Here is a 21449-nt window from a genome sequence, read left to right on the forward strand (position 1 = left end):
GCACATCGCCGATCACGTTGCCTGCTGCGCTTCGTGGTTCTTATTACATCTGCTCGGAAGCGATTACGGGCCAGTTCGCGAAACAGCTGGATATCACGTTCGACGATGGCAACACTGCGACCGGCTCGATGATGACCGAATCGACTACTCCCGGCACCTCTATCGCTACGGCAAGTATCGTAGATAGCACGGCTTATAATGTATGTATGGCGATCTGATTGTTGCTTAAAAAAAGCCCGCTTCGGCGGGCTTTTTTATTTGTGACTGCATCTCGTACCAACCCGATTGGCTGCTAAACCGTGCAAGATTGCGTTGCGTCAGATTCGTGGCCTCGCGCCGTTCGCGAATAGAGTTCCGGCAGAAAAACGATTGATTACCCCTGCAGCAACCTGATTTCTGCAGCAGCCAGGCCTTCGGTAACTCCTCGCAGCACCAGTACATCGCTGACTTCAAGCTGCGTATCGCTGGCCGGGGCAACGTTACGGACATTGCGTCTGCGGACTGCCGTCACGTCGACGCCGAGTTCGGTCAACCTCAGTTCGCCGATTGATTTTCCAATTGACGCGGCGCCCGGGGTGATAATAATCGAATGCAGTTGCGGCGATTGCTCGGCGACCTTGCCGACTGCTTCATCGGTCGTGCCGTGGAAAAAGCCGCGAAACAGGGTGTAACGTTGTTCGCGCGTCGTACGGATACGGGCAAGCACGCGATTCAATGGCAGACCGACCAGCATCAGCGCGTGGGTGGCAAGCATCAGGCTGCCCTCGCGGATTTCGGACACGACTTCGGCGGCGCCGGCCTCCTTCAGGCGATCCAGATCAGCATCATCGATGGTGCGTACGACCACGGGCAGATCCGGCCGTAGTTCCTGCACGTGGGCGAGAATTCGCAGCGCGGACGGGAGATCGGAATAGGCGATGACCAAGGCCGCGGCGCGCATCAATCCGGCTGCCACCAGCACTTCACGCTTGGCGGCGTCGCCGTAAACGACGTGCTCGCCCGCCGCAGACGCTTCGCGGATGCGGCGCGGATCGAGATCGAGCGCGATGAATTCGGTGTCCTCCTGCTCCAGCAGGCGCGCGAGACTCTGGCCGCTGCGGCCAAAGCCGCAAATGATCACATGGCCCTCGATTGCCATCGTCTGCACCGCAATATTGTGCAACTGCATGGCGCGATTCATCCATTCCGCCGCGGAAAAACGCCGTACCATGTGTTCGCTGTGCTCGATGATGAATGGCGCCGCAAGCATGGACAGCAGCAACGCGGCGAGCACGATCTGCAGAGCGGGCACGCTGACAAGTTGCACATTATCGAGTTGGGACAGCAGCACGAAGCCGAACTCGCCGCCCTGCGCGAGATTCATCCCGGTGCGCAGCGCGGTCGCGGAATCGGCGCCGAACAGGCGTGCGAGCCCGGCAATCAGCAGCAGCTTGAAAACGATCAGGGCAACCAGTACCAGCGCGACCCACAACAGATTGTCGAACACGGCCCGGATATCGAGCAGCATGCCGACCGTGACGAAGAACAGGCCGAGCAGAACATCACGAAACGGCTTGATGTCGTCTTCGACGCGGTAGCGGTATTCGGTTTCGGAAATCAGCATGCCCGCGAGAAATGCGCCGAGCGCCAGCGACAGGCCCGCAAGATCGGTCAGATACGCGAGGCCGAGCGTAATCAGCAAAATGTTCAACATGAACAGCTCGGCCGACTTCTGGCGGGCAACGAGATGAAACCACGAGCGCATGATGCGCTGACCGAAGAACAGCACGATAGCGAGAACCAGCGCGGCTTTCAGCAACGCCAATCCGAGCGCCGCGCCGAGGTTCATCTGGAACGCCAGCGCCGGAATCAGAATCAGGAGCGGCACAACCGCAAGGTCCTGGAATAGCAGCACGCCGATCACCTGGCGGCCGTGTTGGGAATCGAGCTCAAGCCGGTCGGCCAGCATTTTGCTGACGATTGCGGTCGACGACATCGCAAACACACCGCCCAGAGCCAATGCGCCCCGCCAGTCGAGCCCGAGCGCCACGCCGATCGAAACGACAATGGCGATCGTCGCGACGACCTGGGCGGCGCCAAAGCCGAATACGATGCGGCGCATAGTCGCAAGCTTGGGGAGGCTGAATTCCAGACCGATGCTGAACATCAGGAAGACAACGCCGAACTCGGCGAGATAGCGTGTTCCGGCCGTGTCCGGGATCCAGCCCAGGGCGTGCGGACCGATGGCGATGCCAACCAACAAGTAGCCGAGCAGCGGCGGCAGGCGCAGCACGCGAAACACCACGACGACAATGACCGCGGTGGCGAGCAGAATCAGCACCAGCTGCAGAGTGCTATGCATTTCGCATTATCGTTGCGGGGATGAGCGGCAACGCGATGTGCTCAAGGTAATGTCGTGAATTACTTTAGCATATCGAACCGCGCGGATAGTCTTCTATCCCTCCCGCAAAAACCGGGAAAGTGGTTCGTCGCCGTTGCCCCCGATCCTCATCCTGCTCAATTCTCTCTTCCGGCGCTTTGTCGAAACCAATGAGTTTCTCAACAGCACCGTAAGCTTCTATACTTGCTGCCGACAATGAAACTCAAATCCGAGCCACTCGCATCACCCGCCATCGCCCTCGCGCGGCGGGTACTGGAAATCGAAGCACAGGCCATCGCGGCGCTCACCGGCCGGCTCGATCAAGGCTTCCTGCAAGCTCTGCAAATCATTCTGGATTGCACGGGCCGTGTCGTTGTAAGCGGCATGGGTAAATCGGGCCATATCGCGCGCAAAATCGCGTCGACGATGGCAAGCACCGGAACGCCCGCCTTTTTCGTGCACCCGGCGGAAGCCAGCCACGGCGATCTGGGGATGGTGACGCGCGACGACGTGCTGATCGCGCTATCGAATTCCGGTGAAAGCGCCGAACTGCTCGCTATCGTCCCATTGATAAAACGCCGCGGGGCAAAGCTGATCGCGATGACCGGCAATCCGCGGTCGACACTGGCGCTGCAAGCCGATGCCCACCTCGACGCCGCGGTCGCCGAAGAAGCCTGCCCGCTTGGTCTCGCCCCGACCGCCAGTACCACGGCTGCGTTGGCGCTGGGTGACGCGCTGGCGATAGCGCTGCTTGACGCGCGCGGCTTCGGCGTCGACGATTTCGCGCGCTCCCACCCAGGTGGCGCGCTCGGACGCAAATTGCTGACGCACGTCGCGGATGTCATGCGCACTGGAAACGCGATTCCCAAGGTATCTGAAACCTCGCTGCTGTCGCAGGCGATACTCGAAATCTCGGAAAAAGGCATGGGCATGACAGCGATCGTCGATGCCGACGACCGCGTAACAGGCGTATTCACCGATGGCGATCTGCGCCGCGCGCTGTCGCAGACCATCGACCTGCATCGCACCGCGATTACTGCTGTGATGAAGGCGAGTCCGCGAACCATCGCGCCCGACCGGCTTGCCGCCGAAGCCGTGCAGTTGATGGACCAATTCCGAATCAATCAGCTGCTGGTTGTAGACAATCAGCAGCGGCTGGTCGGCGCATTGAATACGCATGATCTGTTGCGCGCCAAAGTCATCTGACGATGCAAGCGATTTTTGAAAAAGCCAAACGCGTGCGGCTCATGATGTTCGACGTCGATGGCGTGCTGACCGATGGCCGCCTGTACATTTCGGATGCCGGCGAAGAGTTCAAGGCATTCAATACCCTGGACGGACACGGGTTGCGGATGTTGAAGGCTACGGGCGTCGAGATCGCGATCATCACCGGCCGCACCGCGCGCTGCGTCGAAATACGCGCGACCAATCTTGGCATTGGCTTGCTGTATCAGGGCGTGGAGGACAAGCTCGCCGTCAGCGAGGAATTGCTGGCGCGATTCAGCTTGCATGCCGATGAAGCGGCGTTCATGGGCGATGACCTCCCCGATCTGCCGGTGATGCGCCGCTGCGGTCTTGCGCTGACCGTGCCCGAGGCGCCGGCGCTGATCAAGCAGCACGCGCACCATGTAACGCGCTGCGCCGGGGGCCGCGGCGCCGTTCGTGAAGTCTGCGAAATCCTGATGCATGCCCAGGGAACCTACGACCAGGGGATCGCGCTTTACCTGCAATGACGCACGAGTATTATTTGATTTCAAGTTTGCGGAACGCATGATCCGGCGCCTGGCATCGTGGTTTCCCCTTGCGTTGCTCGGCGCGCTGGCTGCTGTCGCTTTCTGGCTCGAGTACACGGTACAGCCGCCGATTACCGGCGGAAACGGCAAATTGCGCCACGATCCGGATTACATCATCGAAAATTTTTCAGCCTTGCGCATGGGCGAGGACGGCCACCCTTTGTACAAGCTTGCGGCCGAAAAATTGATTCACTATCCGGACGATGATACCTCGCATCTGCAAGAACCCGATTTCGTTCATTACGATCCGGAAACCGCGCCGCTGCGCATTACCTCGGATACGGCCCTCGTGACCGGCGATGGCGAGAACGCATACTTTTCGGATGATGTCAGAGTTGTTCGTGAACCGTACGCCCGCAACAGCGAGCTCACGATCACAACCGACTACCTGCACGTGATCCCTGAAAAGCATCTTGCCAAGACCGACAAACCAGTGACCATGGTCGAGGCGAATACCACGATAAAAGCGGTTGGCTTAGAATTCGACAATGAAGCGCGCACGGTCAAATTGCTGTCGCGCGTTAATGGCCGCTATGAGCAACCCAGCAGCGATTAAAAGTAAGCGCATGAAAAAACCAATCTGTTCTGTTGCCCTGCCGGCTCTGCTGACAGCCGCGATGATCCTGGGAGTGCAGGCCGTTGCGCAGGCTGAACTCGGCGATAGCGACAAACCGGTGAACCTTGAAGCCGATCGCGTCAACATCGATGATGCCAGGCAAGTCAGCGTTTTCGAAGGCAACGTCAAAATGACTCAGGGAACGCTCGCCATTCAGGCCGACAAAATCGTCATCCGGCAGGACGATTCCGGTTTTCAGCATGGCATCGCCTATGGCGCCCCGGTCATCTTCAAGCAAAAACGCGAAGGCACGAACGAATTCATCGAAGGCTATGGCGAGCGCGTTGAATACGACGGCAAGTCGAACAAAATCGAGTTTTTTACCAAGGCGCGGGTAAAGCGCGGCGATGACGAGGTCCGCGGCAACTATATCTCGTACGATGCCGTTGCCGAGTCGTATCAGGTCAGAGGCGGTGGCAAGGAGGCGGCGACGGCGAACAACCCGCAGGGCCGCGTGCGGGCAGTCATACAACCAAAAAAACAACCCGCCGAAAGCGCGGCGTCGTCATTACCTTTGAAGCCGGCGAAAAGCATCGCGAATCCTCGCGAATAGGAACATCCCGACAAGTCCGTAATCTGCCCCAGGCCGAGGCGGCAGCAAACATCCTCGCCAGTTTCCGCCAGCGCCAATTCGAATAAAGCAATTGACGAGCTTCCGGCGCAGCGCCTGCCTGGCGTTTCCCCAATATGTATGAGTGAACTGAAGGCTGAGGGCCTGAAAAAACGCTACAAGTCGCGTACCGTGGTCAAAGACCTGTCGCTCGAAGTCGCGAGCGGCGAAGTCGTCGGCCTGCTGGGGCCGAACGGCGCCGGCAAAACCACGTGTTTCTACATGATGGTCGGGCTGGTTCCGCTCGACGGCGGTGCTTTGTTTCTGGATCAGCAGAATCTCGCGCGCATGCCTATCCACAAGCGTGCCCGGCTCGGCCTCAGCTATCTGCCGCAGGAGGCCTCGATTTTCCGCCGGTTAACGGTTTCCGAAAACATCCTCGCGGTGCTCGAACTGCAGAATTACCGCGCGGAGGAACTGCCGGGCAAGCTTGATCAACTGTTGCAGGATTTGAACGTCGAGCATTTGCGCGATAGCCCGGCGATAAGTTTGTCCGGGGGCGAACGGCGCCGCGTCGAGATCGCACGTGCGCTCGCGACCCAGCCGCGCTTCATTTTGCTCGACGAGCCGTTCGCCGGCGTCGACCCGATTGCCGTGCTCGATATCCAGCGCATCGTCCGCTTTCTGAAAGAGCGTGAAATCGGCGTTTTGATAACCGATCATAACGTGCGCGAGACGCTCGGCATCTGCGACCGCGCCTACATTATCAATGATGGCACGGTACTCGCTTCCGGCAAGCCGGACGAAATCGTTTATAATGAAAGCGTCCGCAAGGTCTATCTCGGAGAGCATTTCAGGTTGTAGGTTTGGGCGTACTTTCGCGTTGTCGCCGCGCATCACCGATATACAGGCGCCGGCCGGGCGGTGCGCACTGTAAAGACCCATGAAACACACGTTACAACTCAGACTATCGCAACACCTGACCCTCACGCCGCAACTACAGCAGTCGATCCGACTGCTGCAATTGTCGACTCTGGAACTGAATCAGGAACTCGAGCGTTTTCTTCAGGATAACCCGCTGCTCGAACGCGACGACAGCACGCCCGACGAGCCGACCCCGCTCAAAGATAACCTGATGTCGCCGCCAACCGATTCGACGACAACAACGAGTACCACCGAGACTCCCGAAAACACCGAAAATCCTGATTCGACCCCGCTCAACACGGATACGTCCGATCCGAACATGTTCGATGACGACACGCCATCGTTCAATGGCCGCGACGACGGCGAAGAAAGTGAATACCCGCAACTTGCGGCCGAAACCAGCAGTCTGCGCCAATATCTGCTTTGGCAACTGAGTTTGCGCCAGATGCCGGAGCGCGATCAGCGCCTGGTCGGCGTGCTGATAGATGCGCTCGACGACGCCGGTTATCTGACCCAGGATCTGGACGAGCTCGCCGCGATGCTGCCGATCGAACTCGAAATCGAGCCCGTCGAACTGCAAATTGCGCTCAACCATTTGCAGCATCTCGATCCGGTCGGCGTCGGCGCGCGCAACCTCGCCGAGTGTTTGGGCCTGCAACTCGCGGCGCTACCGCCCGATACGCCGTTTCTGGAAGAAGCGCAGATCACCGTCAAATCGCATTTACCGCTGTTGGCCGGACGCGATTTCGCCAAGCTGAAAAAACTATTGCGCCTCGACGACGACGGTCTGCGAACGGTGCAATCGCTGATTGTCGGCCTGAATCCGCGGCCGGGCGGCGCTTTCGCGCAACCCGAAACGCGCTACATCCTGCCTGATGTCGTCGTCAAAAAGATCAAGGGCGTGTGGCTGGCGGCGTTGAACCCGGACGCCATGCCCAAGCTGCGCGTGAACCGCATGTACGCCGATATCCTGCATCGCAATCGCGACGCCGGTTTCCAGCGTTTGGCCGGGCAATTGCAGGAAGCGAAATGGCTGATCAAGAACGTGCAGCAGCGCTTCGATACCATCCTGCGCGTCTCGCAGGCAATCATTGACCGTCAGCGTCACTTTTTCGAGCACGGCGAAGTCGCGATGCGGCCTTTGGTGCTGCGCGAAATTGCCGAAATTCTCGATCTGCACGAATCGACCGTATCGCGCGTGACAACGCAGAAATTCATGCTGACACCGCGCGGTATTTTCGAGTTGAAGTATTTCTTCGGCAGTCATGTGGCGACCGAAACCGGCGGCGCCTGTTCGGCGACCGCGATCCGCGCCCTGATCAAACAGCTGGTCGGCGCTGAAAATCAGAAAAAGCCGCTGTCCGACAGCCAGATTTCGGAGATTCTTTCGCAGCAGGGCATCGTTATCGCGCGCCGGACGATCGCCAAGTATCGAGAGTCCATGCAGATTCTTCCCGTCAATCTGCGTAAATGCATCTGACAGGTGCAAACTGAGGAGCCGAGTATGAATTTAAGCCTGAGCGGTCGCCACCTCGATATAACCCCGGCAATCCGGGAATATGTCACTTCCAAGCTCGAACGCATCAGCCGGCATTTCGATCACGTGATCGATGTCAACGTGGTTCTCTCGGTCGAAAAATTGCGTCAGAGCGCGGAAGCAAATGTACATGTGCGCGGCCACGATATTTTCGTAGCGTGCGACGATGCCGACATGTACGCGGCGATCGATGGGCTGGTCGACAAACTCGACCGGCGCATCATGAAACACAAAAAGAAAGATTTCGGTCACCGCAACGGTGAACCCCTGAAGCATCTCGTCGACCCGTCCTGACCGTCAAGCTTTGCCGCGCTGCGTGACCAGAGGGTTACTCGAGTCGCGGCTTTCCAGGCAGCTTCCTGATACCCATGAATCTGATCGCAACTTTGCTGCCGGTGTCGAACATCGTCATCGAGCTAGACGTCGGCAGCAAGAAGCGCGTGTTCGAGCAGTTCGGCCTCGTGTTCGAAAACCAGCAAGACATCTCGCGCAGCCAGGTTTTCGACAGCCTGTTTGCCCGCGAGAAACTCGGCTCCACCGGTCTCGGCCAGGGCGTTGCCATCCCGCATGGCAGAATCAAAGGCCTGCGCGAGGCAGCGGCAGCCCTCGCGCGTTTAAAGGAACCGATTCCGTTCGACGCGCCGGATGGCAATCCGGTCAATCTGATTTTCGCATTGCTGGTGCCGGAGCGCGCAACTGACCTGCATCTGCAGATTCTGAGCGAGCTCGCGCAAATGTTCAGCGACAAAACGTTGCGCGAAATGCTCCTCACAGCGGACGATCCTGATGCAATCCACAGCGCGATCCGTCAATGGCAACCTCATGCCCCAAGTCAGCGTAGCCCGGCTCGTTGACGACAACCAGGGCAAACTGGGGCTATCCTGGCTGGCCGGGCGCGCCGGGGCCGAATCGGTCCTCGACAGCAAGCTGATCAACGCGTCGCCCAGAGGCCTCATCGGCCATCTCAACTTCATTCATTCCAACTGGATACAGGTCGTCGCCGCGGCTGAAGTAACCTATCTGGCGACCCTAGCTCCGGCAGCGCAGGCACATGCGATGGACGATCTCGCTAAAAATCGTCCGGTCTGCTTCATTGTGACTGGTGGCGAACCGCCGCCTCCTGCGCTTTTCAGTATGTCGGAGGCAAGCGGCATCGCGCTGTTGTCGACGCCGCTGCAAAGCGTGCAACTGATGTGGCTGCTGCGCCCTTATCTGGCGCGCGTACTCGCCGAAGCAATCACCCGGCACGGCGTGTTCCTCGATGTGCTCGGCATGGGCGTCCTCATCACCGGCGATTCGGGCGTCGGCAAAAGCGAGTTGGGGCTGGAACTGATCAGCCGCGGCACCAGCGGTCTCGTCGCCGACGACATAGTCGAATTCTATCGAATCGCGCCGGAAACACTGGAAGGACGATGTCCGGAACTGTTGCGCGATTTTCTCGAAGTACGCGGCCTGGGGATGCTGAACATACGCACCATTTTTGGCGAAACCGCGGTGCGTCCGCGGCGCAATCTGAAATTGATCGTGCATCTGAAAAAACCGCAGCGCACGACCGACGCCGAACTCGACCGTTTGCCGCTGGGCGCGAGCTCGGAGGAAATCGCCGGCGTCGAAGTGCGCAAGGTCGTGCTGCCGGTTGCCGTCGGGCGCAACCTCGCTGTTCTCGTCGAAGCCGCGGTGCGCAATTATGTGCTGCAACTGCGCGGCATCGACAGCACACAGGACTTCGTCACACGTCACGAGCAGTACCTGAGCGAAGACGGAGCGTCATCGTCGTAACCGTGCTTGCGTACCGGGTGAGTGAAAGCGCATGAAGCTGATCCAGGTCAGTGGCCTGTCGGGCTCAGGCAAAAGTATCGCGCTCGATGTGCTCGAGGATAGCGGCTTCTACTGCGTCGATAATCTGCCTGCCATGCTGTTGCCGCAGCTCGTTGGGTTCCTGCAGCGCGCGGGCTACGAACGGGTGGCGATCAGCATCGATGTCCGCAGCGGCGAAACGCTCAGTGATCTCCCAAGGCAGATCACTGAACTGAGAAAGCAGGACGTCGATTTGCGCGTATTGTTTCTCGACGCCAAAACCGAAACCTTGGTCAATCGATTTTCCGAAACCCGGCGCCGTCACCCATTGAGCGACAATACGCGCACGCTTTCCGAGTGCATCGAGCTGGAACGCGAGCTCCTTGCCGAAATCGAAACGCTCAGCCATCGCATCGACACCAGCGATCTGCGGCCGAATCAGTTGCGCGCGTGGATCAAGGATTTTGTCGCGATCGATCGTTCGCGGCTGACCTTGCTGTTTGAATCGTTCGGCTTCAAGCGCGGCATCCCGCTCGATGCTGACATGGTATTCGACGTGCGCTGCCTGCCGAATCCGCATTACGATCCGCTTCTGCGGCCGCTCAGTGGGCGCGACGATGCCGTCGTCGCTTTCCTCGACGGCGACGCCGATGTCCGCCGGATGTTCGCAGACATCCGGATTTTCATCGAGAAATGGCTGCCGTGCTATGAACGGGACAATCGCAATTATCTGACTGTCGCATTGGGTTGTACCGGCGGCCAGCATCGCTCGGTCTATTTCGCCGAAGGGCTTGCGCGGCACTTTCGCGGCGCCTGGCAAGTGCTGGTGCGGCATCGCGAACTGGCGTGACAGTACCGGCTGCTACGCGCGACTCAGGCTGATCGACCATGCCAACCGCAATCCCAACCGCAATTTCGACCGGGAAATCCCGGCAAACCATCGCGCTCGCGCTGACCGGTGCTTCCGGCATGCCCTATGCGCTCCGCCTGCTGGAGCAGTTGATCAAGGCGGGCGCGCACGTGTATCTGATGTATTCGCAGGCAGCCCAGATCGTCGCCAAACAGGAGATCGATTTGACGCTCGGCCGGGCTTCCGAGGCGCAGGTTTACTTTAGCGAGCGATTCGGTACGGCAGCCGGCCAGCTACGCGTATTCGGTCGCGAAGAGTGGTTTGCGCCGATCGCCTCCGGTTCGAACCCGGCCGATGCGATGGTGGTCTGCCCATGCACGATGGGGACGCTGGCTGCGATCGCCGCCGGCCTGAGCGACAAGCTGATCGAGCGCGCAGCCGACGTTATGCTGAAAGAAAAGCGCAAGCTCGTTCTTGTGCCGCGCGAGACGCCGCTCTCCGCCATACATTTGCGCAACATGCTGACACTGGCTAATGCTGGCGTATTGATCCTGCCAGCCAATCCCGGCTTTTATCACCGGCCGCAAAGCCTGGACGATCTTGTCGATTTCATCGTCGCTCGCATTCTCGATCACCTTGGCATTGCGCACGCGTTGATGGCGCGCTGGGGTAGTATCGACGCGGCTGATTGAGGACGATTTGCGGATACCGATTTTTCCGTTGCATACCGTGCTGTTTCCGGGCGGTTTCCTGCCGCTCAAAGTATTCGAGCAGCGCTATATCGAAATGACGAAGGTGTGCCTGAAGGAGTCGCGGCCCTTCGGCGTCTGCCTGATTCGCGAAGGCCAGGAGGTCGGGGCGACGGCGACGCCTGAAAATGTCGGCTGTCTGGCGACAATCAAGGAATGGGATATGCAGCAACTGGGTGTGTTCCAGTTGAAAACCGCAGGGGTGCGGCGGTTCCAAATCGACAGCCGCGAGACTGCGGCAAATGGTTTGATTTCGGCCGAAGTAACGCTGCTGCCGGACGAGCCCGAAATCGCCGCAAGCGCGGAAAGCGAGGTGTGCGCGAAGATGCTGCGGGTTATCGTCGATCAAGTCGGGGTCGATAAATTTTTGGCGCCGCTCAGATATGAGGACCCATCGTGGATCGGATATCGATTGACCGAACTGCTGCCGATCAAGCTAACCACCAGGCAGCGCCTGCTCGAAATTAACGATGCCCAGCTTCGGCTGCAAACTCTGCTCGTGTTTCTGAAGAAGCAGGGGCTGGCGGGCCATTGAGTTGAGCAATCAGGGCCTATTCACCCGCGTTGTTTCTTCGGCGGCCGCTGTTTCGAATTGCCTTCCTCGACTTCGCCGAAGTAGCCGGGAAATTCGTGCGCGTAGCATGGCGGCGAGCTGAATTCTAGCGCCGGGTTCGGTTTGCCGGACTTCGCTACCGAGTCTGCCTGGTTTGCCTTGGCCATGGTTTTTCCTGGATTCCTTTTCATCTTTCGAGCTCCTGATTGATTTAGGTAAGAGGATAACGGGCAACGTTTGTTCCGCGAATGAACCGGCAACCACCGCGTCGAATCGATCATAATGACAACCAGCAAGGCAGGCCGGCCATACAGCAAGCTGATGCTTTTCCAACGTGCGCTTGCACTCGCCGCGTCGCTCTGGTTTGCAGGATTCGCCGCCCACGCGGGTTACGAATTGCCCTGGTTCAAGGCTTCGTTTCTCGATTTACGCGAAGATATCAGCGAAGCCAGGGCTGCCGACAAGCGGCTCATCCTCTACTTCAATATGGTCGGCTGCCCATTTTGCAAAAAATTGCTGGAAGTCAATTTCGCCGATCCCGCTCTTCTCGCGACGATGCGCAAGCATTTCGATCTGGTCGCACTCGACATCCATGGCGCGCGCGAAGTGATCTGGACCGACGGCAAGCCGCGCACTGAAAAGGAACTGGCCGTCTTCATGAAGGTGCGCGGCACGCCGACTCTGATGTTTCTCGACGAGGATGGCAACACCGCGCTACGCATCGACGGCTATTACGAACCGCGGAAATTCCGCGCGGCTTTGCACGAAGCCGCGCAGCGGCAGCTAAAAGTGAAAGAATAACTCGAGTGTCTCATCGAGAGATCACGGTGAAGCGGCCCGCTCGTGGCTTGTCGGATCACGTGCAGCCGTTCACCTTCGACGGCATTGCGGCGATTCGAGACCGGGAATGTACTGCGCTACATCACTGCGCGCCCCGACGCCTGCATAGCATTTTTGAACGCTTCGGCCTCGATAAAAATATGCTGGATTTCCGGATGCTTGACACGGATGCGGGCTTCCAGGCGATCGACCGCTACGGCCGCATCGCTGGCCGCCGCGCCGAATTTGAAGGCGACGCGCATGTTCAATAACACGTTTTTCGGCCCGAGATGCATGGTCAGCGGACGCTCGACCGATTGCACATATGGTTCGCTTTCAGCCAATTCACGAACGCTGCGCACGATGTCGCTATCGGCGCTTTCTCCGATGATCAAGCCGCGGCTTTCGTAGACAAGGAATACCGCGACCAGCGCCAGGATTACGCCGATGGTGACGGAGGCCGCGCCGTCGAGATAAGGGTTTCCGTAAAGGTGGCCGAAATAGATGCCGAGAAAGGCCACGACGATGCCGACGAGCGCAGCGAAATCCTCGGCGAGTATGGTAAAAACCGCCAGGTCCTTGCTGCCGCGCAAAGCCTGCCAGAACTTTTTTCCCCGGCTGCCGCCAGCAGCGCCTTGAGCGCGAGATAGCTTGCCGCGCCTTCAAGCACAAAGGCTAACGCCAGCACCACGTAATTCCACGTCGGATCGCCAAGCTCGCCCGGATGACGCAAATGGCTGACGCCTTCGTAAATCGAAATGCCGCCGCGAGGCTGAACAGCATCACGGCGACGATCAGCGCCCAGAAATAAAGCTCCTTGCCGTAACCGTACGGATGCTTGTCGTCCGCGGGCTGTTTACTTCTGCGAATGCCGAGCAGGATCAGTGCTTGATTGCCGGTATCGACCAGCGAATGCACGCCTTCGGAAACCATCGCCGAGCTGCCGGTGAAAAAAGCCGCGGTGAACTTGGCGATCGCGATCAGCAGATTGGCCGCAATAGCGCCGTATACGGCAATGGGTTTATCGGACGAGGCCATTTATTTTTTCGTTCGGTTATTGAAGGAAAGTTGGAAATTGCGATCGTTACATCGTCGCATCAGGATAAGAGGTCAAGCAGACGAGCAACCGGCGCCGGAATCGCCGCATAACGCGCGGATGCGGCGCTCAACCATTGCGTATCAGGCTCCGCGGCGCGAGCTATCCAACCGTTAACCTTGAACCGTAGCGGGGTAATGCGCAGTTTGAAATGCGTGAAGCCGTGCGCGATATCGGGCAACGCGGGGAGCGTTTCGAGCTGAGCCTCGAAACGCAGCTCGCAGCGCGCCCGTGCAGCATCAGCGTTGTCGGTCGGCGGTATTTCCGGAAAACTCCACAAGCCGCCCCAGATTCCAGCCGGCGGACGCCTTTCCAGCAACATCTGATCCCCGCGCGTCAGAATAACCATCGCGGTGTGCCGTTGCGGCAACTGTTTTTTCGGCTTCGCGCCGGGGAGTTCGGCCGATCTGCCCTCGCGCCGGGCGACGCAGTCTTCATGCAGCGGGCATGCGCAACACGCTGGCCGGGTTCGCACGCACACCGTCGCGCCCAAATCCATTAACCCTTGGGTGTAGCGCTCGATGTCGCATTCGGGCAACAAGGCTTCGGCAGCCTCCCACAGCGCGGTCTGGACTTTTTTGTCTTCCGGAAAACCCGGGATACCGCAATAGCGCGCCAGTACGCGCTTTACGTTGCCGTCGAGGATCGCGCGCCGCTGGCCGTAACTGAATGCGCAGATCGCCGCCGCGGTCGAACGGCCGATACCCGGAAGTTGCGCTACGCTGGCGAATTCTCGCGGGAAACTGCCCCCGTGCTGTTCAACGATGGCGAGCGCCGCGCGGTGCAGATTGCGCGCCCGCGCGTAATAACCGAGGCCGGCCCACAACGCGAGTACATCGTCGAGCGGCGCCGCGGCCAGGCTTGCCACATTCGGGAAGCGTTCCATGAAGCGCCGGTAATAAGGGCTGACGGCGGCAACCGTGGTTTGCTGCAGCATGATTTCCGACAGCCAGATCGCATACGGATCGCGCCTGGGTCCCGGCGTTTGCCACGGCAAATCGTGACGGCCGAAATCGCCCTGCCATTTGATGATGCGCTCGCCGAAACTCGACAAAACGCTATTCACGGCGCGAACCCGAAAAGCTTACTTGCCGCTACTTGCCAAATAACCCTTTCAGACCGCCGGGCAGTTTGTCGCCCAGCTGCTTTTCCAGCTTCTCGGTCGCCCTGGCCTTCAGCTCTTCCTTTTTCTCGTCGATTTTCTGTTTGGCCGCTTCGCTGGCGAGGTTGGACAAATCGAGCTTGTATTGCGGTTGCTCGAAAGGGCCGGTAATGCGTACCGGCACCGTGATGCCTTTCAGTTGATCGAGGCCGGCGCCGCCCTGGCCCTTGCTGGTCGCAACCACGGTCGCCTTGGCGAGGTAGTTCAGCGTCTGCTCGGGGATGTTGATGTCGCCGGCGCCGCCGAGGCGCAGCAATGGCGATTTCGCCGATAGGTCCTCGTTGTGCGCGATGCCGTTCTTGATGACAAAAGCGGCGTGGAGCTCCGAAAAATCAGTCTTTTGCGCGTCGCCAGCGGCGGCTGGCGCCGCGTCGCCTTTGAACGCCGCGATCGTCGCTTTCGCTTCGCGCAGCCTGGCGGCGATGTTGATGCCCTTGATCGCGCCGTTGAAAAGATCGGCCGCCATGGTGCCGTTCAGGTTTCGTTTCATGGCGTCGACGGTAGTGCCCTGCGCCGTCACGTCGAGCGCGACGTTGCCCTTGCCTTCGAGGCTATCGCTGCCGTTCAGATCGCGCAGCAGCGGGCCGATCGCAACGCCGGTCAGCTTTTGCTTCAGGCCGATCCGCGGCGCAGTGGCGGCAGCATCGAGCGCCACGCTGCCGTTCAGCGAGCCTTGATACAGATTCGCCGACAGGGGGCTGATGTTGACGTTGCCGTCTTTCGCCTTGAGATCGAGCCTGATGTTGCTCGATTTGATATTCGAGAATGTCAACGCGCCTATGCGCAGGCTGCCGCTGGCATTCAAATCCTTGAGTGCTGAAAAATCGAGTGGTTCGGCCGCCTTCGCAGTCTCGCCGCCCGGCGCAGGCTTGGCCGAAGCGGCGGCGGGTTTGGCGGCTGACGCGCCCGCTGGCTTGGCGTTGGCATCGCCGAGGTAAGCGTCGGCATTGAGCTGGTCGATATCGACATCGAAAGTATAAGCCGGCTTGGCGAAACCGATCATGCCGAGTTTGGCTTTGAGCTGGCTCAGGTCGAGCTTGCCGGCGACGTTGGCCTGCACCGCCTCTTTTTTCAGGTCGACGCGCGTCGAGCCGTTCAAAGTAGTCGCTACGCGCTGGTTCGGCAGCTTCGGGCCGCTGACTGTAACATCGGTCGATAGCTTGTCGAGGCTCAACTGCTGCGCATCGAGATCGAGGATCAGCGGTGAAGTCAATTTACCCTGCATGGCGTTGTCGCCGAACTTGCCGTCGAACGCGATGGCGAGCTGATTCGAGCTCAGCATTTTCGGCATCAGCGTCTTTTCATCGAGCTTGCCCGCCAGCGGCGCATTGAGCTTGGCTTTCACAAAGCCTTCCGCCAGTTTGGCATCAATATCGAGCTGCAGCGGACCGGTCTGAAACGATTGCGCACTGCCTTCGATTCCGGGCAACGCGAGCGCGGCATTGACCGTGCGCTGCGCATCCACCAGCTTTGCTGTCGCGGTGATCTTCTCGCCGCGCAGCTTGTTGTCGGCCAATGCGATTCTCGGCGCATCCAACTTGATATCGATGTTGGCGCCGGCCTGTTTTCCGCTTGCTTTGACGCTGAAATCGGCGAGCGCGAAAGTTTTGGCATCGGGCTGCGCTTCGGCATCGCCGCGCAACTCGAAATTTAGATCGCTGATATCGAGCGCCGCGCCGCGTGCATTGAGAGCGAGATCTTCCGCCGCATACTGTTTTTTGATCGGATCGAAAGTGAGTTTGGTTTTGAGTGTGATATCGAGATTCAGCTTGGGCTCGCTGGCTTCTGCGTTCAGCGAAAGATCGATCGGCACGGCGGTGCCGAGCGCGACCCGGCCGGTATCGAGATTGATTTTCTGCAAGGCGTACGTTTTGCCGGCAGCTTCGTCGCCATAGGTGACGGCGCTGTCTTCGAGGCTGATGTGATCGATGTCGAACTTGAGTTCGCTCGGCTGCTCTTCCTTTTTTTCGTCCTGCTTCAGCAAATCGTCGATATTCATGCTGCCGTCCTTGCGCTTGACGATCCCGGCGCGCAAACCGGCGATGGCTATCTCGTCCACAACCAGTTCTTTATGTAATAGCGGCAGCACTGCGAGCGACACGCGGACGCTGTCGACAGACGCAAAAGCCTTGTCGCTGCCCTGCTCGCTCAAACTCGCTTTGCCGATTTTGGCGCCGAGCTTCAGAAAAAATGCAAGCGCGATATCGCCGGGCAGCGCCAGCGTGCGCCCGGTTTTTTCCTTGACGAGATCGATGACTCGCGGCTTGTAATCGTTGGGATCGAAGGTGGCGGCGATGAAAACGGCGATGGCGGCGAGAACGAGCACGACAACGCCGATGCCGATCAACAGATATTTGAACACTTTTTTCATGGGTTCGATTTGGCCTTGATTTTGGAATCGCGCCGGCTGCGGATTCAACGTCGCAAATTCGCCTGGCACCGGCGATGCAGGTCCCGACGCCTTCGTTTCAGCACCTGCAAGGTAATCAGCAAGGCAACGGCGGTGAATACGATCGCGCTGGCTGGGCCCAGGTAGCGCGAAACCGTCTGGTAGTTTTCGCCGAGCACGTGGCCGAGGCTTGCCAGCACCGCCGTCCACACCAGCGTGCCGATTGCCGAGTAAACCAGAAATGACGCAAGGTTCATGTCTGCGGCGCCGGCCGGGCCGAAATCAATGTGCGCAGGCCGGGCAGCAAGCGGCCGAACAGGATGCAACTGCGGCCGTGTGTATCGAACCAATGCTTAGCGCTATCGACATCCGCGCCCGAAATTGTCAGCCATTTGCCGTGCGCCTCGGCCCAAGCGCGCAAACGCATGTGGCCGATGCGCTTGCCGACATAATACCAAGGCAGGGCGCCTAGGACCGAACCAAAAACCCCGGCTGCGATCACCTCCGGCAGCGACATTCCGCCGCGGGCGGCCGTGAAGCCGGCGAGTGGCATGATGAGTTCGGACGGAATCGGAGGAATCAGGTTTTCCAGAAACATCAGCAGCGCGATTCCGCCGTAGCCAAGCGCGTCTACCGTTTTGATGATCCAGTCAAGCATAGTGTTTCGCGGTCGGCACGATCACAAGACGGATGTCTGTTGCGAACAGGGATGGAGCGGGTGATGGGGATCGAACCCACGCCTAAAGCTTGGGAAGCTTTCGTTCTGCCATTGAACTACACCCGCGATAGAACGCATTTTACGCCGGGTTTGCTGTGCGCCCAAAGCAAGCTCAAGGTTTGGTCGATATGCTAAGATCATCAGACAAGGGACGGCAGACCAAGAGCCTCGGCGAGCGGTTCGTATCCGGAAACTGCTATAAGACGCGGCAGTTTGGATAAGACGCGGCAGTCTGGCCGGATGGCGGACAAGAAGATCGCTCGCAGCGAACCGCGGCAGAAATAGTGACCGGATGCGATCAAGGCACGTCCTGGCCAAGGCTTCTTATCGCCTTTGCGCCACGCGTGCTCTTGGCAGAGCAGAGCGGCACGCCGAGCGCCTGAAAGTCCCGATAAAAGGTCGATAACGGCCGGAATCGTATCGCTACCGGAATGGAGAGCTCGTTTTCCGACCCCTTGATACTGTCAGTCTGAATTTCAAAGAAACCTGTGTGGCAATCGATCAAAACCAGCCAGCAAAGTAGAGCGGCATGAAAGTTCTTGTCACCGGTTGCGCGGGTTTCGTCGGCATGCACGTGTCGCAGTGCTTGCTGGATCGCGGCGATGAGGTCGTCGGTATCGATAACCTCAACGATTACTACGACCCTTCTCTGAAACTGGCGCGGCTCGCGATGATTCAAGAGCAGCCGCGCTTTACATTTCATAAAATCGATATCTCGGACAGCCGGGCGATACTCGATCTGTTTGCGTCCGAACGAATTGATCGAGTAGTACATCTCGCCGCCCAGGCAGGGGTGCGATATTCGCTGACAAACCCGCAAGCCTATGTCGATAGCAATGTCACAGGGTTCCTGTCCATCCTCGAGGCGTGCCGGCATCACAGATGCGGGCATCTGGTTTACGCCAGCAGTTCGAGCGTGTATGGCGCCAACCGAAAGCTGCCGTTCAGCGTGCACGACAACGTCGACCACCCGGTCAGCTTGTACGCGGCAACCAAGAAGTGTAATGAGTTGATGGCGCACACTTATAGCCATCTGTTCGGGCTCCCTGTTACCGGATTGCGGTTTTTTACCGTCTATGGCCCGTGGGGGAGGCCGGACATGTCCCTCGCACTTTTCGCGCGCGCGATACTCGAAGGCCGGCCCATCGACGTCTTCAATCACGGCGAGATGGAGCGCGACTTCACTTATATCGACGACATCGTGCAGGGGGTAGTTCGCCTGCTCGATGTGGTTCCCGCAGCCAATCCCGGCTTCGATTTGACCAAACCCGATCCATCGGCCAGTAACGCGCCTTACCGGCTTTACAACATCGGCAACAATCGACCTGTGAAGCTGCTGACCTTCATCGAAACCATAGAGCGTGCATTGGGTCGCAGCGCCATTAAGAATCTGCTGCCGATGCAGCCGGGCGACGTGCCGAGCACGGCGGCGGATATAGAGGATCTGAGAATCACCACCGGTTTTTCGCCCAGCACAGCTTTGCAGGACGGGATTGCGAACTACGCCGCATGGTTTCGCAATTACTACAAAATGTAAATATTCTGCCGTAGATTGCTCTGCGTATCGCTGCTTGCAAGGCTGCAGCTACCAGTAGCCAAGGCGTCATGGTTTTCGCCAGTGTCCGGACCGTGGCTTAAGCGCTACAGGCCGGGAACTCCGCCCGCCTTTTAAACATATCATTAATTTCATCCGCGACATTTATGCAAACAATCGCCGTTGTCGGGCTCGGTTACGTCGGCCTTCCTCTTGCTGTCGAGTTCGGAAAAAAAGGACCGACGATAGGTTTCGATTTATCCCAGGAAAAAATCGAGGCGTATCGGAGGCATGTCGATCCGACCGGCGAAATAAGCAGTGACGATCTGCGCGCCGCGAAGCATTTATCGGTCACCAGCGACCCGGCCGCGCTGCACAATGCCGATTTTGTGATCGTTGCGGTGCCGACCCCGGTAGACGACGCTCACCAGCCGGATTTCGGTCCGCTACTTTCGGCAAGCGTCTTTGTCGGCCAGTATCTTAAACGCGGCGCAACCGTGGTTTTTGAATCAACCGTCTATCCTGGCGCGACCGAGGAAATCTGTATTCCCGTCCTCGAAAAACATTCGGGACTGACCTGGAAAGAGGATTTCTTTGTCGGCTATTCTCCGGAGCGCATCAATCCTGGCGATAAGGAGCGGACGCTGACGAAGATTGTCAAAATAGTTGCGGCAGATAGACCTGAGACGCTCGAACGGGTAGCGCAGGTCTACGACAGTATCATTACGGCGGGAACGTATCGCGCCAGCAGTATCTGCGTTGCGGAAGCGGCAAAGGTGATCGAAAATACCCAGCGCGACCTGAACATTGCGCTGATAAACGAACTGGCAATCATTTTTCATCGTCTCGGCATCGATACGATGGAAGTGCTGCAGGCGGCCGGAACGAAATGGAATTTCCTTCCTTTTCGCCCCGGCCTGGTCGGGGGTCACTGTATAGGGGTAGACCCGTACTATCTTACCCACAAAGCCGATAAAGCCGGTTATCACCCGGAGGTCATACTCGCAGGTCGCCGTATCAACGACCACATGGGCAAGTACATCGCCGAGCAGACCGTCAAAAGCCTCATCCAATCCGGATTTGCGGTATACGGTCAGAACGTGATCGTGCTGGGACTTACCTTCAAGGAGAACTGCCCCGATATCCGCAATAGCCGAGTCATCGATGTCGTGCGCGAACTGGAATCCTACGGCACGGTAGTCCACGTACACGATCCCATCGCCAGCGCGGACGAGGCAAAACGGGAATATGGCGTGAAATTAACCCCCTGGGACCAACTTCCGACGTCCATTGCAATGGTATTGGCGGTAGGACATCGTGAACTCGTGTCGAGACCGATTGAAGACTATGTGAGCAAGCTTGCGCCCAGCGGCGTATTGATGGATGTGAAGTGTCAAACGGACGCGAAAGCGCTAGCGGAACGGGGAATCAAGGTTTGGCGACTATAGAAATGCAGCCATTGAGACGGCCTATGCAGCCGGCGGCAGGTGCGGTGCACGCAGCTTTCCTGAACCTGTAAAATGGCGCACGCTATACAGTTACCGAGTGACGAATCATTGCGCGATTATCATCGATGAACAAGATTCTTGATGACTTCACCACGGACACCCCGATAAAGGTGCTCCTCGTCGACGACCATGAAGCCATTCTTTGGGGGCTCGAAAGGCTGATCGAGCAGGCACCCCGGATGCGTGTTGTTGGCAAGGCTACGAACCACAAGGATGCGCTGGCGGCATTCCATAGCATAATTCCCGACGTGGTGGTGCTCGACCTTGACCTCAACGGACGAAGTGGTCTGGAACTCATCGCCGAGTTTTTGAAGCACAAGGGGGTAAAAGTCCTGGTATCGACGGGTCTGCGGGATATCGTCCAGGAAAACCGCGCAATTATGTGCGGCGCGCGAGGCGTCATCCGAAAGGGAGAACCTGTAGAGTCTATCCTGCGCGCCATAGTGTGCGTTTACGATGGCGAGCTGTGGCTTAATCGTACGGCCACTGCTGGCC

Annotated in this window: 21 protein-coding genes, 1 tRNA gene and 2 pseudogenes; 16 read left to right on the top strand and 8 right to left on the bottom strand. The window is 58.6% G+C overall.

Going from position 1 to position 21449, the window contains the following annotated elements; genetic code table 11:
- Nucleotides 1-43: 43 nt before the first annotated feature.
- A complete protein-coding gene (locus H0V78_03215) occupies nucleotides 44-190 on the bottom strand; it encodes a hypothetical protein (GenBank protein MBA2350819.1) in 147 nt (48 codons plus the stop codon).
- A 183-nt stretch (nucleotides 191-373) separates the two neighbouring features.
- Nucleotides 374-2341, bottom strand: coding sequence for a cation:proton antiporter (locus tag H0V78_03220; GenBank protein ID MBA2350820.1), 1968 nt, complete (start codon nucleotides 2339-2341; stop codon nucleotides 374-376).
- 234 nt (nucleotides 2342-2575) lie between these two features.
- Between H0V78_03220 and H0V78_03225 the strand changes: the two genes are divergently transcribed.
- The 12 genes from H0V78_03225 to H0V78_03280 all read left to right on the top strand — a co-directional run bounded on the left by H0V78_03225 (nucleotide 2576) and on the right by H0V78_03280 (nucleotide 11710).
- Nucleotides 2576-3565, top strand: a complete 990-nt coding sequence (locus tag H0V78_03225) for a KpsF/GutQ family sugar-phosphate isomerase (protein ID MBA2350821.1) — start codon at nucleotides 2576-2578, stop codon at nucleotides 3563-3565.
- 2 nt (nucleotides 3566-3567) lie between these two features.
- Nucleotides 3568-4092: a 3-deoxy-manno-octulosonate-8-phosphatase KdsC gene (gene kdsC, locus H0V78_03230; GenBank protein MBA2350822.1), complete on the top strand. Its 525-nt coding sequence runs from the start codon at nucleotides 3568-3570 to the stop codon at nucleotides 4090-4092.
- 37 nt (nucleotides 4093-4129) lie between these two features.
- The gene (gene lptC / locus H0V78_03235; GenBank protein ID MBA2350823.1) at nucleotides 4130-4708 is read left to right on the top strand and encodes an LPS export ABC transporter periplasmic protein LptC; all 579 of its coding nucleotides are present in this window, start codon (nucleotides 4130-4132) and stop codon (nucleotides 4706-4708) included.
- A 61-nt stretch (nucleotides 4709-4769) separates the two neighbouring features.
- The gene (gene lptA / locus H0V78_03240; protein MBA2350824.1) at nucleotides 4770-5321 is read left to right on the top strand and encodes a lipopolysaccharide transport periplasmic protein LptA; all 552 of its coding nucleotides are present in this window, start codon (nucleotides 4770-4772) and stop codon (nucleotides 5319-5321) included.
- 138 nt (nucleotides 5322-5459) lie between these two features.
- The gene (gene lptB / locus H0V78_03245) at nucleotides 5460-6182 is read left to right on the top strand and encodes an LPS export ABC transporter ATP-binding protein (GenBank protein ID MBA2350825.1); all 723 of its coding nucleotides are present in this window, start codon (nucleotides 5460-5462) and stop codon (nucleotides 6180-6182) included.
- Nucleotides 6183-6261: 79 nt separating this feature from the next.
- Complete coding sequence (locus tag H0V78_03250; protein ID MBA2350826.1) at nucleotides 6262-7722, top strand: RNA polymerase factor sigma-54; 1461 nt, start codon at nucleotides 6262-6264, stop codon at nucleotides 7720-7722.
- A gap of 24 nt (nucleotides 7723-7746) precedes the next feature.
- Entirely contained in the window at nucleotides 7747-8073 is a 327-nt protein-coding gene (gene raiA, locus H0V78_03255; GenBank protein ID MBA2350827.1) for a ribosome-associated translation inhibitor RaiA, read from the top strand.
- Between the two features lie 74 nt (nucleotides 8074-8147).
- Nucleotides 8148-8633 carry a PTS sugar transporter subunit IIA gene (locus H0V78_03260; protein MBA2350828.1) on the top strand — a complete coding sequence of 162 codons (486 nt, stop codon included), beginning with the start codon at nucleotides 8148-8150 and terminating at the stop codon, nucleotides 8631-8633.
- Nucleotides 8602-9558 (top strand): HPr kinase/phosphorylase, encoded by a 957-nt coding sequence (locus H0V78_03265; protein MBA2350829.1) that lies wholly within the window; start codon nucleotides 8602-8604, stop codon nucleotides 9556-9558. The genes H0V78_03260 and H0V78_03265 overlap by 32 nt, the downstream gene beginning before the upstream one ends.
- Nucleotides 9559-9589: 31 nt before the next feature.
- Nucleotides 9590-10426 carry an RNase adapter RapZ gene (gene rapZ, locus H0V78_03270; protein ID MBA2350830.1) on the top strand — a complete coding sequence of 279 codons (837 nt, stop codon included), beginning with the start codon at nucleotides 9590-9592 and terminating at the stop codon, nucleotides 10424-10426.
- Between the two features lie 38 nt (nucleotides 10427-10464).
- The gene (locus H0V78_03275; GenBank protein ID MBA2350831.1) at nucleotides 10465-11118 is read left to right on the top strand and encodes a UbiX family flavin prenyltransferase; all 654 of its coding nucleotides are present in this window, start codon (nucleotides 10465-10467) and stop codon (nucleotides 11116-11118) included.
- A gap of 7 nt (nucleotides 11119-11125) precedes the next feature.
- The gene (locus H0V78_03280; protein ID MBA2350832.1) at nucleotides 11126-11710 is read left to right on the top strand and encodes an LON peptidase substrate-binding domain-containing protein; all 585 of its coding nucleotides are present in this window, start codon (nucleotides 11126-11128) and stop codon (nucleotides 11708-11710) included.
- Between the two features lie 20 nt (nucleotides 11711-11730).
- On the opposite strand, the gene H0V78_03285 is transcribed toward H0V78_03280, so the two are convergent.
- The gene (locus H0V78_03285) at nucleotides 11731-11919 is read right to left on the bottom strand and encodes a hypothetical protein (protein ID MBA2350833.1); all 189 of its coding nucleotides are present in this window, start codon (nucleotides 11917-11919) and stop codon (nucleotides 11731-11733) included.
- Between the two features lie 91 nt (nucleotides 11920-12010).
- Here H0V78_03285 and H0V78_03290 point away from each other — a divergent pair, with 91 nt between their 5' ends.
- Nucleotides 12011-12529, top strand: a complete 519-nt coding sequence (locus tag H0V78_03290) for a thioredoxin fold domain-containing protein (GenBank protein MBA2350834.1) — start codon at nucleotides 12011-12013, stop codon at nucleotides 12527-12529.
- A gap of 116 nt (nucleotides 12530-12645) precedes the next feature.
- Here H0V78_03290 and H0V78_03295 read toward each other — a convergent pair.
- From H0V78_03295 to H0V78_03315, 5 genes and pseudogenes are all read right to left on the bottom strand, one after another.
- Nucleotides 12646-13585, bottom strand: a pseudogene (locus H0V78_03295) (cation transporter).
- 59 nt (nucleotides 13586-13644) lie between these two features.
- Complete coding sequence (mutY, locus tag H0V78_03300) at nucleotides 13645-14697, bottom strand: A/G-specific adenine glycosylase (protein ID MBA2350835.1); 1053 nt, start codon at nucleotides 14695-14697, stop codon at nucleotides 13645-13647.
- A 40-nt stretch (nucleotides 14698-14737) separates the two neighbouring features.
- Nucleotides 14738-17176, bottom strand: coding sequence for an AsmA family protein (locus tag H0V78_03305; protein ID MBA2350836.1), 2439 nt, complete (start codon nucleotides 17174-17176; stop codon nucleotides 14738-14740).
- A gap of 44 nt (nucleotides 17177-17220) precedes the next feature.
- Nucleotides 17221-17852 (bottom strand): annotated as a pseudogene (locus H0V78_03310) (DedA family protein).
- Nucleotides 17853-17904: 52 nt separating this feature from the next.
- A tRNA-Gly gene (locus H0V78_03315) sits at nucleotides 17905-17978 on the bottom strand.
- A gap of 463 nt (nucleotides 17979-18441) precedes the next feature.
- Here H0V78_03315 and H0V78_03320 point away from each other — a divergent pair.
- From H0V78_03320 to H0V78_03330, 3 genes are all read left to right on the top strand, one after another.
- Entirely contained in the window at nucleotides 18442-19449 is a 1008-nt protein-coding gene (locus H0V78_03320) for an NAD-dependent epimerase (GenBank protein MBA2350837.1), read from the top strand.
- A 164-nt stretch (nucleotides 19450-19613) separates the two neighbouring features.
- Nucleotides 19614-20894, top strand: coding sequence for a nucleotide sugar dehydrogenase (locus H0V78_03325; GenBank protein MBA2350838.1), 1281 nt, complete (start codon nucleotides 19614-19616; stop codon nucleotides 20892-20894).
- Between the two features lie 125 nt (nucleotides 20895-21019).
- On the top strand, nucleotides 21020-21449 hold a 430-nt coding region (locus H0V78_03330), incomplete at its 3' end, for a response regulator transcription factor (GenBank protein MBA2350839.1).

This window comes from Burkholderiales bacterium (assembly GCA_013695435.1).
Lineage (GTDB): Bacteria > Pseudomonadota > Gammaproteobacteria > Burkholderiales > JACMKV01 > JACMKV01.